This is a genomic window from Enterocloster sp. (genome assembly GCF_057861365.1).
Genome location: NZ_DBMACH010000019.1, coordinates 1 through 12,569 on the forward strand (window position 1 = coordinate 1; position 12,569 = coordinate 12,569).

General features: G+C 50.1%; 16 protein-coding genes. 2 read left to right on the plus strand and 14 right to left on the minus strand.

Translation table 11 applies throughout. The features are described 5' to 3' along the window. Positions 1-225: 225 nt before the first annotated feature. The gene (locus ACZM6M_RS15300; RefSeq protein ID WP_066547016.1) at positions 226-534 is read right to left on the minus strand and encodes a YerC/YecD family TrpR-related protein; all 309 of its coding nucleotides are present in this window, start codon (positions 532-534) and stop codon (positions 226-228) included. A 195-nt stretch (positions 535-729) separates the two neighbouring features. Between ACZM6M_RS15300 and fumC the strand changes: the two genes are divergently transcribed. Together fumC and ACZM6M_RS15310 are read left to right on the plus strand one after the other, a co-directional pair. Next, a complete protein-coding gene (fumC, locus tag ACZM6M_RS15305; protein WP_296038708.1) occupies positions 730-2,094 on the plus strand; it encodes a class II fumarate hydratase in 1,365 nt (454 codons plus the stop codon). Between the two features lie 47 nt (positions 2,095-2,141). Further along, on the plus strand, positions 2,142-3,311 hold the full coding sequence (locus ACZM6M_RS15310; RefSeq protein ID WP_417045273.1) for an NAD(P)-dependent malic enzyme: 1,170 nt from the start codon (positions 2,142-2,144) through the stop codon (positions 3,309-3,311). A gap of 102 nt (positions 3,312-3,413) precedes the next feature. Here ACZM6M_RS15310 and eutM read toward each other — a convergent pair whose 3' ends face one another. The 13 genes from eutM to cutD all read right to left on the minus strand — a co-directional run bounded on the left by eutM (position 3,414) and on the right by cutD (position 12,552). Further along, positions 3,414-3,698 carry an ethanolamine utilization microcompartment protein EutM gene (gene eutM / locus ACZM6M_RS15315; RefSeq protein WP_066547012.1) on the minus strand — a complete coding sequence of 95 codons (285 nt, stop codon included), beginning with the start codon at positions 3,696-3,698 and terminating at the stop codon, positions 3,414-3,416. Between the two features lie 84 nt (positions 3,699-3,782). Then, on the minus strand, positions 3,783-4,433 hold the full coding sequence (locus ACZM6M_RS15320) for a phosphate propanoyltransferase (RefSeq protein WP_066547009.1): 651 nt from the start codon (positions 4,431-4,433) through the stop codon (positions 3,783-3,785). A gap of 11 nt (positions 4,434-4,444) precedes the next feature. Next, positions 4,445-6,076, minus strand: coding sequence for an acetaldehyde dehydrogenase (acetylating) (locus tag ACZM6M_RS15325; protein WP_066547006.1), 1,632 nt, complete (start codon positions 6,074-6,076; stop codon positions 4,445-4,447). A 35-nt stretch (positions 6,077-6,111) separates the two neighbouring features. Next, a complete protein-coding gene (locus ACZM6M_RS15330; RefSeq protein WP_337934025.1) occupies positions 6,112-6,858 on the minus strand; it encodes a BMC domain-containing protein in 747 nt (248 codons plus the stop codon). A 12-nt stretch (positions 6,859-6,870) separates the two neighbouring features. Continuing rightward, positions 6,871-7,509 carry a cupin domain-containing protein gene (locus tag ACZM6M_RS15335; protein WP_066547000.1) on the minus strand — a complete coding sequence of 213 codons (639 nt, stop codon included), beginning with the start codon at positions 7,507-7,509 and terminating at the stop codon, positions 6,871-6,873. A gap of 26 nt (positions 7,510-7,535) precedes the next feature. Then, positions 7,536-7,805, minus strand: coding sequence for a EutN/CcmL family microcompartment protein (locus ACZM6M_RS15340; RefSeq protein ID WP_066546992.1), 270 nt, complete (start codon positions 7,803-7,805; stop codon positions 7,536-7,538). Continuing rightward, positions 7,799-8,104, minus strand: coding sequence for a BMC domain-containing protein (locus ACZM6M_RS15345; protein ID WP_296038710.1), 306 nt, complete (start codon positions 8,102-8,104; stop codon positions 7,799-7,801). Before ACZM6M_RS15345 ends, ACZM6M_RS15340 begins: the two co-directional genes overlap by 7 nt. A gap of 5 nt (positions 8,105-8,109) precedes the next feature. Next, positions 8,110-8,952, minus strand: coding sequence for an ethanolamine utilization protein EutJ (gene eutJ, locus ACZM6M_RS15350; RefSeq protein WP_066546984.1), 843 nt, complete (start codon positions 8,950-8,952; stop codon positions 8,110-8,112). Continuing rightward, complete coding sequence (locus ACZM6M_RS15355; protein ID WP_066546981.1) at positions 8,937-9,641, minus strand: hypothetical protein; 705 nt, start codon at positions 9,639-9,641, stop codon at positions 8,937-8,939. The genes eutJ and ACZM6M_RS15355 overlap by 16 nt, the downstream gene beginning before the upstream one ends. Beyond that, positions 9,638-10,780 (minus strand): 1-propanol dehydrogenase PduQ, encoded by a 1,143-nt coding sequence (locus tag ACZM6M_RS15360; RefSeq protein ID WP_337934022.1) that lies wholly within the window; start codon positions 10,778-10,780, stop codon positions 9,638-9,640. Before ACZM6M_RS15360 ends, ACZM6M_RS15355 begins: the two co-directional genes overlap by 4 nt. A 2-nt stretch (positions 10,781-10,782) precedes the next feature. Then, positions 10,783-11,262 (minus strand): EutP/PduV family microcompartment system protein, encoded by a 480-nt coding sequence (locus tag ACZM6M_RS15365; RefSeq protein ID WP_066546975.1) that lies wholly within the window; start codon positions 11,260-11,262, stop codon positions 10,783-10,785. Then, on the minus strand, positions 11,259-11,594 hold the full coding sequence (locus tag ACZM6M_RS15370) for a BMC domain-containing protein (protein ID WP_066550651.1): 336 nt from the start codon (positions 11,592-11,594) through the stop codon (positions 11,259-11,261). Before ACZM6M_RS15370 ends, ACZM6M_RS15365 begins: the two co-directional genes overlap by 4 nt. Positions 11,595-11,625: 31 nt before the next feature. Continuing rightward, positions 11,626-12,552, minus strand: a complete 927-nt coding sequence (gene cutD / locus ACZM6M_RS15375; protein ID WP_296038712.1) for a choline TMA-lyase-activating enzyme — start codon at positions 12,550-12,552, stop codon at positions 11,626-11,628. Positions 12,553-12,569 lie beyond the last annotated feature (17 nt).

The window sequence follows — 12,569 nt, forward strand, 5'->3', positions numbered from 1 at the left end:
GAACTCTGCCACAGGGATTTTATACCCTTTTGACGGGTTAATTGAGTGATGTTATGGCTGCATGGATCAATTTTCAGATTCATGGTACTGTTATCAATTCAAATACTGTTCCGTGAATAATTTAGGATAATCCTGCAGTTTCCGCAATCTCCAACAAAAGAAACAGCACATGCCCGTCACAAAAGAAAGCCCGTGCTGTTTTTAACCCACTTTATAAGTGACCCCCTACTCCCCGTCCGTATCTTCTCCCAGATGCAGACGCCCAAACACCATATCATAGCCGTCACTTCCGTAATTTAAAGAACGGTTTACACGGCTGATGGTAGCGGTAGAGGCTCCGGTCCTGTCCGCAATCTCCAGATAGGTCTGCCCTTCCCTGAGCATTTTTGCCACCTCATAGCGCTGGGAAAGGGACAAAAGTTCATTGATGGTGCATACGTCTTCAAAGAACTTATAGCACTCATCCGGTGTTTTCAGGGTAAGAATCGCATCAAACAAATGATCCACTGCTTCTGTTTTAATTTTTTTATTCATATCTATATTCTCCTTATTGCTTTATGACTTTTTATTTATATAATCTGCACTCAGTTATTTTAACATATTAAAGTTTGAAAGTCCATATCTTGCGAACAGTTCGAGAAAATAAAGTAAATTATTTTCAAACAACTTCATGTGTGGTATACTGTTATCAAAAATATTACGACGTACACGCAAGGAGGCTAACAAATCATGCAGTACCGTACTGAACACGATTCCATGGGAGAAATCCAGGTTCCTGCAGACCGTTATTGGGGGGCTCAGACCCAGCGCAGCTTTGAAAACTTTAAAATCGGAGCAGAAAAGATCCCTATGGAGATAATACGGGCATTTGCGATCCTGAAAAAGGCAGCGGCCATGGCCAATCACCGTCTGGGAAAGCTGGATGAAACACGCCTTTCCCTCATATCTGCAGTCTGTGATGAGATTCTGGCAGGAAAGCTTGACGGTCATTTCCCTCTGGCTGTATGGCAGACCGGAAGCGGCACCCAGTCTAATATGAATGTAAACGAGGTCATCGCCAACCGGGGAAATGAAATCGCCGGAAAGAAGCTGCTCCACCCCAACGACCACTCCAATATGTCCCAGAGTTCCAATGACACCTTCCCCACTGCCATGCACATTGCTGCGGCAGCCGAAATCGAGGACAGGCTCTTTCCTGCTCTGGATCTTTTAATCTCCACCTTTGACCGCCTGATGAAGGAAAATGAGGGTATCATCAAAACCGGGCGCACCCATCTTCAGGACGCCACTCCCATCACCTTTTCCCAGGAGATCAGCGGCTGGAAAAATATGCTGGAAAAATCAAAGGAAATGCTTGCCTTAAGCCTTAAGGGACTTCGGGAGCTGGCTCTGGGCGGCACTGCCGTAGGCACCGGCTTAAACGCCCCAAAAGGCTTTGATACGGAAGTGGCAAAAGCAGTTTCCGAGCTCACAGGAAAAGAATTTGTCACCGCAGCCAACAAGTTCCACTCTCTCACCAGCAAGGACGAGCTGGTATTTGCCCACGGCGCCTTAAAAGGCCTGGCAGCCAATCTGATGAAGATCGCAAATGATATCCGCTGGCTTTCCAGCGGCCCCCGCTGCGGACTGGGTGAAATCTTTATCCCGGAAAATGAGCCCGGAAGCTCCATTATGCCGGGAAAGGTAAATCCGACTCAGTGCGAGGCTGTCACTATGGTGGCGGTTCAGGTTATGGCAAATGATACGGCTGTAGGCATTGCTGCCTCTCAGGGAAACTTTGAATTAAATGTATTTATGCCCGTATGTATTTACAATTTTCTCCAGTCTGTCCGTCTTTTAACCGACGCACTGATTTCCTTTAATAATAACTGCGTATCCGGCATCCGGCCCAACCGTGAAAAGATGGATGAAAATCTCCGTCGTTCCCTGATGCTTGTGACCTGCCTTAATCCGCATATCGGCTATGAAAATGCGGCTAAAACCGCAAAAAAAGCCTATAAGGAAAATATTTCCCTGAAGGAAGCCTGCGTATCTCTGGGCTTTCTCACGGAAGAGGAATTCGATCAGGTATTCAAACCCGAAGCTATGGTATAAACACTCTGCTCCCAGAGCACATTTTATTTTACAGGAGGAACAAAATCATGGATATCAATCAGGCATCCCTGCAGATGCATTACGACCTGAACGGAAAAATCGAGGTCGTTTCCCGCAAAAAAATCGAAACAAGAGAGGATCTTTCTTTAGCCTACACTCCGGGCGTAGCCGAGCCCTGCCGGGTGATCGCAAAGGATTACGAGCAGTCCTTTAAGCTGACCCGCCGCTCCAACCTGGTAGCCGTCATCACAGACGGTACGGCTGTTTTGGGTCTGGGAGATATCGGCCCTGCAGCCGGTATGCCGGTTATGGAAGGAAAATGCGCCCTGTTTAAGGAATTTGCAGATGTGGATGCATTCCCTCTCTGCATTGACTCCAAGGACACAGATACCATTGTACAGACCATACATCTGATTTCCAAAAGCTTCGGCGGCATCAATCTGGAGGATATTGCCGCTCCCAGATGCTTTGAGATTGAGCGCCGTTTAAAGGAGCTGTGCGATATCCCTGTATTCCATGATGACCAGCACGGCACCGCTATCGTTGTGGCAGCCGCCCTGTTAAACGCCATCAAGGTAACAGGAAAAGAAATGGGAACGCTTCGTGTGGTAATTAACGGAGCAGGAGCCGCAGGCATTGCCATCGGAAAACATCTGATCAATATGGGCTTTGGAAATGTGATCCTCTGCGATATCAATGGTATTATCTGCGAAGGCGACGAGGGCTTAAATCCTGGCCAGGAAGAAATTTCCCATATCAGCAATCTGGATCACGAGCATGGCACTCTGGCCGACGCTTTAAAAAATGCGGACGCCTTTATCGGCGTATCCCGTCCCGGACTGGTGACAAAGGAAATGGTTGCCTCCATGAATAAGGGTATCGTCTTTGCCATGGCAAACCCCACACCGGAGATTATGCCCGACGAGGCCTTGGAAGGAGGCGCTGCAGTCGTAGGAACCGGCCGCTCCGATTTCCCCAACCAGATCAACAATGTACTGGTATTTCCGGGCGTATTTAAAGGTGCTCTCTCCGTCCGTGCCAGAGAGATCACTGAATCCATGAAGCAGAGAGCCTCCTATGCCATTGCCGGCATGGTTTCTGATGAGGAGCTTACAGAAGATAATATCATTCCCTCCCCGTTAAACAAGGCGGTAGCCGACGTAGTTGCAAAAGCGGTAGCTGATGTGGCTGTAGAGGAAGGGATCGCACGGATTTAAAGAATACAATCTATTTAAAAGCCATATAACATCAAAACACAGGCGCAAAAAGACCGCAGCCAGGACTCATCCGGCTGCGGCCTTTCTTATCTTTAATACGTTTTAGTTCTCCTTTACGGAAGGAAGAATGGTCTCTACCTCTGCATGTGGACGTGGGATTACATGAACGGAAACAAGCTCTCCTACTCTCTGAGCTGCTGCTGCGCCTGCATCTGTAGCTGCCTTAACTGCGCCTACATCGCCGCGTACCATAACAGTAACAAGGCCGCCGCCTACGAATTCCTTGCCGATCAGGGTAACATTTGCTGCCTTTACCATAGCATCTGCTGCCTCAATAGAGCCTACCAGTCCCTTTGTCTCGATCATTCCTAATGCATCATACTTCATGATTATTTCCTCCTGATTTATCTTAATTTTTTAGTTCACATGATTACAGTCCAGCCATTTTCAGCCGAAGACTTCCAATATAGTTTAGCAATGGATATGTACCACGGAAGTTCCTCCCAGACCGAAAGCATTTGCCTCCTCCATATCCAGGTGGCATTCCAGCTGCGACTGTGCAGTCACACGGATTGCCGTATTTCTTAAAATACCTCCTCTGGGGCCTTCTGCCTCCAGATCTACAACCTGTCCGTCATGGACGCCAAAGCGCTCTGCGTCAGCCGGAAGCATATGAATATGCCTCTGAGCAACCATTACGCCTTTTTCTGTCTGTACAGAACCTTTCGGGCCCACCAGGGTAATTCCCGGTGTTCCATCCAGATCTCCGGAAAGCCGTACCGGAGCTTTTACTCCCAGCTTAAAGCCGTCTCCTGCCAGTATTTCTACCTGTGTTTCCCGGCGTACCGGACCCAGGATGCGTACCTTTTCGATCGCTCCCTTAGGGCCGCAGACCGTAACCATTTCCTTGCAGGCATACTGCCCCGGCTGGGAAAGATCCTTCATCTTGGTCAGCTCATATCCCGGACCAAACAGGCGGTCTAAGTCAGCCTGAGACAGATGGACATGGCGGTTGGAAACACCTACCGGAATCCCCCCATTGGCACAGGGTTCTTCCTTTTTCTGCCCTTCCTGCTGTACCGCTTCCATTAAAAGCTTAAGCAGTTCTTCACACTGATTCATGTTCTGCCTCCTTATTCGTTCATGGATGCAATCAGCTGGCGTACCAGATCAGCCAGATGGGCGTCATCTGTAAATCCCTTAACAGAGGCCTCTTTTAACTGTTCTGCCGTATCAATGCTGGATTCCTGAACAGCAGCCCCACAGCAGCACCCGCCCTGGCGGCGTTCAAAGGATGCCACGATATCAGCCGGGCTAAAGCTCTGGGAAGAAGCTGTATTCTGAGAGCAGCTAGCCTGTACTTCCTGCGCCTTCTCCGGATTGCGGAAGGTTCTGTCATCTTTAAGAAGGGTAGAGCAGTTCTTTAATCCATAAGCAACCTTCTTTACATTGATCAGATTTAAGGGGCTTACATTTTCGGAAACAGAGCTTCCGCCGCAGGTTCCGCAGCCTAAGGTAAAGGCTACATTCAGTCCTGTGCTGATTCCGGTTCCGCCCATGCTGCCTCCGGTATTTACAAGGATACGGGAAGCCGGCTTCATGGCAAACTTGCGAACCAGTTCCTGATCATTGGTATGGATGCTCATGGTATGACCGATACCGTTCTGTAAAAGGTCAATGCTGAGCTTGCAGGCTTCTTCCCAGTTTTCTACGGTGTAAAATGCCAGAACTGTTGTAAGCTTCTCATAGGAAAGAGGATATCCCTCGCCTACGCCGCCCTGTTCTCCGATCAGAACCGTGGTTCCTGCCGGAACAGAAATCCCGGCTGCCTGTCCGATCACCTCCGGACTGCGTCCTACGAACTTGGCATTCATTGCATGGCCGTTCTTAAAGAGCAGACGGCATACCTTGTCGGTCTCTTCCTTTGTCATAAAGTAAGCTCCATGGCGTTTTAACTCTGCAACCACCTCATCATGGTTACAGCGCTCGCAGATGATCGACTGCTCAGAAGCACAGATGGTTCCATTGTCAAAGGTCTTGCTGGCAATAATAGCGTCTACTGCCGCCTTAACGTCTGCTGTACGTTCAATGTATGCAGGGGAGTTTCCTGCGCCTACGCCGATGGCCGGCTTTCCTGCACTGTAGGCTGCCTTAACCATTCCCGGGCCGCCGGTTGCGATGATAAGAGCCACCTCTTTGCAGTGCATCAATTCATTAGTTGCCGCCATGGTAGGTGTTGTAATGCAGCTGATCACGCCCTCCGGAGCGCCTGCCTTAACAGCTGCGTCACGCATTACCTCTGCTGCCCTTAAAGTACACTTGGCTGCGGATGGATGGGGAGAAAATACGATTGCATTTCCAGCCTTAATAGCAATGATGGATTTGTAAATTACGGTAGAGGTAGGATTGGTAGATGGAACAATGCCCATGATCAATCCTGCCGGAGCAGCTACATCCATGGTACCTCTGGCACGATCCTCGGAGATAATGCCTACGGTTTTCATATCACGGATATCTTCATATAATAATGTAGACGCCGCATGGTTTTTATATGCCTTATGAACTGCATTTCCGAAGCCGGTCTCTTCCACTGCCATTCTTCCCAGACAGGCCGCATGCTCTTCTGCTGCTTCTACCATGCTTTTTAAAATTTTGTCAATCTGCTCACTTGTATAAGTGGCCATTTTCTTTGCTGCTTCCTCACCCTGACGGGCCAGATTTCTGGCTTCCTGGATGGAACGCAGATCTAAATCAAAATTCTCCATTATCAGTTCCTTTCTCCGGTCAGACACCGGATGTTTTATTTCTGTCGCGTTTCATACCATTGTCTCAATTCCTTTAAGAGACGGGACCGGTTTGCTCTGGAAAGCTCCCTTCCGGCCATTCCCAGCTCCGGATAACTTCTGGCAAGCTTACGAAGCTGCGTTACATGACAGTTTTTAAGAGCTGTCATCACTGCCTCTGCTCCTGAAACATCATAAAGGCCATCGCACCATGCCCGTGTAACAGGATTGGGAATGCTTATGTCCGGCTCCTGTACGGCGGTATTGCCCACTTCTGCATCCAGCTCCTGTACCGCTGTGCCGTCTTCCCCAGTCTCTGCATCAGCCTCTTCAGCCCCGGTATCCTCCGACAGCCCTGCTGCCACAGTCTCCGGCTCATCCTCAGATGCAGTTTCCGGCTCTTCGGCCGCTTCCTCCGGCTCATCCTCAGATACAATTTCAGCCTCTCCGGCCGCTGCCTTCGGTTCATTCCGTTTTCCCGGATCCTCCGGCTCTGGCCCGAAAAATCCCTCCAGCTCTTCATGAGGCCTTGGGATCACATGGCGGCTGACCAAAAGTCCTTCACCCAGATGCTCTGCTGCCGATGCGCCTGCATCTACAGCTGCAGTTACGGCTGCCACATCACCTGTTACAGTAACCGTCACCAGACCGCCGCCGATCTTTGTCTTTTCTACAAGGGTTACATCTGCTGCCTTGAGCATCACATCTACCGCTTCAATGGCTGCCAGGGTTCCCCTTGTTTCTATCATACCCAGCGCCTGCATTTATGTCCTCCTTTACAGAAGGTCCGCCCAGTTGGCCGGATAGGTTGCATAGAATACTCTTGCCTTGTCCGGAGAACCCCAGATTACCTTGGAACCGGATGGAACAAAAAGAACATCTCCTGCATTTGCCGTATATTTCTTTCCGTCAATGGTAACGGTCAGCGTTCCCTCGATTACATAGTCGATTTCCTCATACGTCAGCTCCCAGGCAAACTCAGAATGATCGATCACAAGGAATCCTGCACTGATATGAGATTCCTCTTTGCTTACCAGTTCCTGGAAATAAGCAGTGGCATTTGGATCGCCTGTGTCAAATACATCCATTTTCACTGTATTTCCGCGGACTACCTTTAATCCATTTTCATGGGTTACGCACTGATAGGGGCGGCTGCCGCATTTTGTCAGCAGTTCTCCTAAAAGTCCCTTGTCCATCAGAGCTTTTAAAAGCTGATAGATCTGTTCGCTGTCAATGCCTTCTCCGTCGCAGGTACATGCTGCCTTCTCCGGCTCCTTGTCTGAAAATGTGATTCCAAGGGCTTCTGCAGCATCCTTAGCAGAAGGTGTTACGATCACATCCGGTCCTGTCACGCATACTGTCTTTCCTGCCTGCTTCAGTGCTTCTATATCCGCAGCACAAATCAGCTGTTTCATTTTTCCACATCCTCTCCTGATCCGCCTTATGAATCCTCAAAGGCGCAGTCTTCGTCAATAATTCCCACTACTGCCGCATCAGCCGGAATTTCGTCGCTTCCCAGCATCCGTCTGGCAGAAGATCCGCAGGCTACGATCACCCGGTCCCCGATCCCGGCTCCGATGGTATCGATCACTACCATGCTCTCACCGGCTCTTGTGCCTCCGATGACCTCAGCTAAAAGGAGCTTATATCCGCTTAGAAGGTCTGATTTTCGTGTTGCCCAGATATTTCCTGTCAGTCTTGCTGTTACCATTCCTCCGCTCCCTCCTTTTCTCTCCGTCGAATTTCTTCCAGGGCCGCTTCTACCGAAGCCGTATCCCCAAAGATTGCCAGCATGATCATATGCTGGGGGCAGCTGCCCCGGATGTCTTCCACCGTAACGCCCACTGCTTTTTCTGCTACATCAGCGGCGCAGACCATTTCGATCAGACGTCCCTGAACCAGGCCTACGGCATCCACATCCTCCAGCTTTACTGCATTTCCCGAACCCTTTCTCCGGGCCAGGATCTCTAATGTACCCCGGCTTGGGGATTTAATGATCCGGTACTCCATATGCTTTACTCCATTTCCTGATCCGTACAGCTCATAGCGATTCCAAGAGGCGTAACGAACATGGGATTTTCCGGTTTATAGGTAGGGATCCCTGTTTTCTTTCCTATGATATCCTCGATTCCGGAAAGACAGCAGGTTCCTCCTACCAGATACAGTCCCTGCACATTATAGCCCTCGATCTGGCGGCTGATGATGGAAGCCACTTTTTCAATCACCGGCTTCAACACCGGAAGGATTTCTTTGTGATTCTTCTTATCCCTCTTATAAATCTCCGCTTCTGAGAAGGGAAGCTTATAAGCTCCGGCTAATACCAGAGAAAAATGGGTTCCTCCGGTGGCCTCATCATCTACATTGATCACTTTTCCATTTTCTAAAATGGAAATGCCTGTGGTTCCGCCTCCGATATCTACTACAGCTCCGTTTTGGATCTTTAAGATCTGATTGGCGGCTGTGGGTTCATCTAACAGGGCTGTGATTTCAAATCCAGCGCCCTGCACTACATTTTTGATTGCTCCCCCGTCCAGAGCGTCGGTTCCCGGAGGAATGGCTGCGGCTGCATAGATCAGTTCCGTACCCAGCTTTTCCTCCAGCTCTTCCTTCATTTCACGCACCAGACGGATGGCACCGATATAATCTACTACCATGCCGTCACGAACCACATCTGCATACCGGTAAGCGCCTGCTACCGGCCGGCGGTTCTCATCCAGAACAGCTAAAACCACACAGGCTGTTCCCAGATCCACGCCGGTATAATAAATGGAAGAGCGCTTCTTTACCGGCTTTTTTACCACCTGTTCAAATTCCCTCACCAGGCGGTCACATTCTGCAAATGCTAATTCTTCTGACATATTTTTCCTCCAAACCCATGGCAGATCATCTGTGATAATCGGTTGATGATACAGTGTGCCATTTCCTTTCTATCGTCGGGAAGCTCCCGTTCCAGCTTTCTTAATCTGCTTCTGAGCACATGAAGCCGGATCACAACCCGGCCATTGGGTGACTGGGCATGAAATCCTGTGATTTCAAAGCAGTCTGCCAAACACTTTCTGCAGTTTTCAGGACCGATTCCCGTACAGGCCGGACAGAGCATTTCCCAGCGCCTTTCTCCTTCGGCCATCTCTTCCCCGGACGCAAGCCTGGCAAGATTCCGTTCCAGTTCAAAGATTTCCTTTGAAACAAGAACATCCTCTCTTTGAAGATCCAGTCCTGCCTGAAGAAAATCAGCCTGAAGGTTTCCAAGCTCAAGCTGCCAGCAGGGCAGTTCTTCTGCCGGATGAGCTCCCTGTGAACGCTCCTCTGCTTCCGTTTCCCTTGGCTGTTCATTCTGTTTCAGACTGCTGCCGGCTTCTTTTTTTCCAAAGCCGGTCTGTCCGTTTCCTGGACGAACGCCATTTTCTGTCTCTGTCAGGCGGATACCGCGGTCACTTAAAAACTGTCTTGCTCCCGGTGTAAGCCGCGTTCCCGCTTCTGGCTCATATTCTGTAAACCGTTCTCTGCGAAACCGCTGCCTCAAATCCTCTTCTGTGATAAATCTCATACGATTCCCCCTTTACAAAGCTTCTTGTAAAGGTATTCCAGCTCCTGCTTTTCAGGCACTCTGGGATTGGTAGCCGTACAGTTATCCTTTAACGCCTGCTCTGCCATCTGGGGAATGGCTTCCTCAAATGCCTCCCGTTCAACGGACAGATCTGTCACATAAGCAGGACTTCCAATCCGCTTCATCAGATTCCGGATGTGGCGGATCAGGCCGTGTACTGCCGCTTTGGGAGTACCGCCTCCGATTCCCAGCATATCCGCAATCTTTTCATACCGGAGCAGTGCTTCATTTTCTCCATTCTCCTCCAGTCCCGCATTATATGCGATCACATGGGGAAGGATTAAAGCATTGCTTCTGCCGTGAGGAATATGGAAATGTGCTCCCAGGGCATGAGCCATACTGTGGCAGACGCCTAAGGAAGCATTGCTGAATGCGATTCCTGCCAGACAGGAGGCATTATGCATATGCTCTCTGGCTTCCATATCAGAACCGTCCAACACGGCCCGTTCCAGATATTCCCATACCAGCCGGATCGCTTTTTCTGCACAGGCATCTGTAAAATCATCCGCCTTTGCGGAAACATAAGCTTCCAGTCCATGGGTCAGCACATCCATTCCTGTATCTGCCGTAATCGCCGGCGGAACGGAAGATGTCAGCCTTGGGTCTAAAAACGCTGCATCCGGTACCAGAGCCTGATCCCGCAGCGCATATTTTGCCTGAGCCTTTGTATCCGAAATCACCGCAAAGGATGTTACCTCACTTCCTGTTCCGCTGGTGGTGGGAACGGCTGCCAGAAGAGGCCTTCCCTCTCCGTTCATGGAGCCATAAAGATGACCGGCTGCCTTGGCGGTATCAATGGCTGAACCGCCTCCCAGAGCAATGATCCCATCGGGTTCAAATTCCTTCATCCCCTGAATGGCCTTTGCAACCACCTCGATGGATGGATCCGGTACGACCTCTGAGAAAATCCTTGTTTCTGCTCCAGCCCCATTCAGCATGGCAGCAAGCTCTCCGGCCCGTCCGCACTTCTCCATAAAAGGATCGCAGATAATATATGCTCTTTTAAGTCCCAGATGTTCAATTTCTTCCAGAGAAGCTTCCCCTGTATAGATCCGGGTACTCATTAAAAACTGTCCCATCATCATTCCCTCCTTTCTTCTGATTTTTCCGGCTCCGAAGCATCCGGCCTGTATGGATCCAGAATTCTCCGAAGCTGCTTCATACGTTCTGTATCATAGATGCTGATCTCATAAAAGGGCGGCTGGATCCCGGCTCTTATCAGCTGGCGTACCGCTCCTTTGCAGTCTCCCTCTGCGAGGTCGCAGCGTGTGACCACTCCGATGACAGGAACGCGGAAGGCTTTTGCAAATCCCGGAGGATATACCTCCCGTTTTCCCTTTGCATCCGCAGTCATCACCACACAGGAGGCGTCCTGAGCCGCCGCAATGAGATGATGGTGCATCCATGGGCTTTCCAGATACGCTCCCGGCGTATCCAGTGTATTCTTTCTGTAAACCATATTCTGGACCCTGCGGATATCGCTGCTGTCTTCCAGCCAGGCAGCCAGCGTTGTTTTTCCGCTTTTTCCGGGCCCTATGATCATGATCCGTTTCTTTCTCACGTTCTCGTTATCTCCGCGGCCGCAAATCCCAGCACCCGTTTCAGCGTATCCGTCACAGCCCTGAGGGCCGTATCTACGCTTTCCACATCTCCGGAAATCACTACAGAACCGGTAAAGCGGTCTAAAAATCCGATCTCCACATCAGACGCCTTGGCTGCAATATCCGCCGCGATCATGGCTGTCTCAAAGGGAGAAAGGGTCAGAATGCCAATGGCTCCTCTGCCCTCAATTCCAAGACATTCATAGATCTCCGGCACCGGAGAAGCGATCACATGGGCGATCGTCACCTGTTTGCCCGGAACCGATTCTTCAATCACCCGTCCGGCAGGCATAATTCCTTCTGTCACGGCTCCTCCTTACCTGTCAGTGGCGCACTACGGTTACAGGGAAATCATAGGCTTTCATCCAGCCCTCGATCCGGTCTAAATCCTCCTGGCTTAAGCTGGGGTCTCCCTCAATGGGGTAGGGCTTATCCAGCTGCCCGTATTTTCCCACGCCCATTTTATGATAAGGAAGAAGATCCACTCCCTTAAAGTTTGGATCATCCCGGAACGGAAGCAGAAACTGGATCACCTGATCAATTTCTTCCTTGCTGTCATTGATACCCTTTAACATCGGCATACGCACCTTCACGTTATAGCGCCTTGTCAAAAGCTCTTTTAAATTGGATAAGATCAATTCATTTCCAATTCCTGTCAGCTCATTATGACGTTTGGGATCCATATGCTTAATATCAAACAGGAACAGATCCACATATTCCGCAATGGCAAAGAGCTTGTCCGGCTTCGTGTGTCCGCAGGTTTCAATGGCCGTATTGATTCCCTGGCTCTTGCAAGCCATAAGGAGCTCCCTGGCAGCTTCCGGCTGTGCCGTACATTCGCCGCCGCCCAGGGTAACGCCGCCGCCTGACATACTGTAAAATGCAGCGTCCTCCTCTACTATCTCAAGAAGCTCGGATACAGTTTTTACCTGGCCGTTGACTTCCAGAGCAGCCTGAGGGCATACGGATTTACATTTTCCGCAGCCGGTACAGTCAATATCCCGGCGCACCCGGTGGATGCCCTCCGGTGTGATCTCATGGATCCCCACCGGACAGGCGTCCACACAAAGGCCGCAGTTGACGCAGGAGTTTTTCTTAAACATAATCTGGATCTTCCGCTCCAGACCTTCCGGGTTGGCGCACCATTTGCAGCGCAGCGGACAGCCTTTGAAGAATACGATGGTGCGGATTCCCGGTCCATCATACATATTGTATTTCTGAACATTAAAGATCAGAGCTTTTCTTTCCATGATATCTCTCCTAACTG

Coding starts and splice junctions, on each gene's coding strand:
- ACZM6M_RS15360 (WP_337934022.1), bottom strand. CDS start 10,780: ATGGGACAGTTTTTAATGAGTACCCGGATCTATACAGGGGAAGCTTCT.
- ACZM6M_RS15330 (WP_337934025.1), bottom strand. CDS start 6,858: ATGCAGGCGCTGGGTATGATAGAAACAAGGGGAACCCTGGCAGCCATT.
- eutM (WP_066547012.1), bottom strand. CDS start 3,698: ATGAAGTATGATGCATTAGGAATGATCGAGACAAAGGGACTGGTAGGC.
- ACZM6M_RS15345 (WP_296038710.1), bottom strand. CDS start 8,104: ATGGAGTACCGGATCATTAAATCCCCAAGCCGGGGTACATTAGAGATC.
- cutD (WP_296038712.1), bottom strand. CDS start 12,552: ATGGAAAGAAAAGCTCTGATCTTTAATGTTCAGAAATACAATATGTAT.
- ACZM6M_RS15340 (WP_066546992.1), bottom strand. CDS start 7,805: ATGGTAACAGCAAGACTGACAGGAAATATCTGGGCAACACGAAAATCA.
- ACZM6M_RS15325 (WP_066547006.1), bottom strand. CDS start 6,076: ATGGAGAATTTTGATTTAGATCTGCGTTCCATCCAGGAAGCCAGAAAT.
- ACZM6M_RS15370 (WP_066550651.1), bottom strand. CDS start 11,594: ATGCCTGCCGGACGGGTGATTGAAGAATCGGTTCCGGGCAAACAGGTG.
- ACZM6M_RS15300 (WP_066547016.1), bottom strand. CDS start 534: ATGAATAAAAAAATTAAAACAGAAGCAGTGGATCATTTGTTTGATGCG.
- fumC (WP_296038708.1), top strand. CDS start 730: ATGCAGTACCGTACTGAACACGATTCCATGGGAGAAATCCAGGTTCCT.
- ACZM6M_RS15310 (WP_417045273.1), top strand. CDS start 2,142: ATGGATATCAATCAGGCATCCCTGCAGATGCATTACGACCTGAACGGA.
- ACZM6M_RS15335 (WP_066547000.1), bottom strand. CDS start 7,509: ATGAAACAGCTGATTTGTGCTGCGGATATAGAAGCACTGAAGCAGGCA.
- eutJ (WP_066546984.1), bottom strand. CDS start 8,952: ATGTCAGAAGAATTAGCATTTGCAGAATGTGACCGCCTGGTGAGGGAA.
- ACZM6M_RS15355 (WP_066546981.1), bottom strand. CDS start 9,641: ATGAGATTTATCACAGAAGAGGATTTGAGGCAGCGGTTTCGCAGAGAA.
- ACZM6M_RS15320 (WP_066547009.1), bottom strand. CDS start 4,433: ATGAATCAGTGTGAAGAACTGCTTAAGCTTTTAATGGAAGCGGTACAG.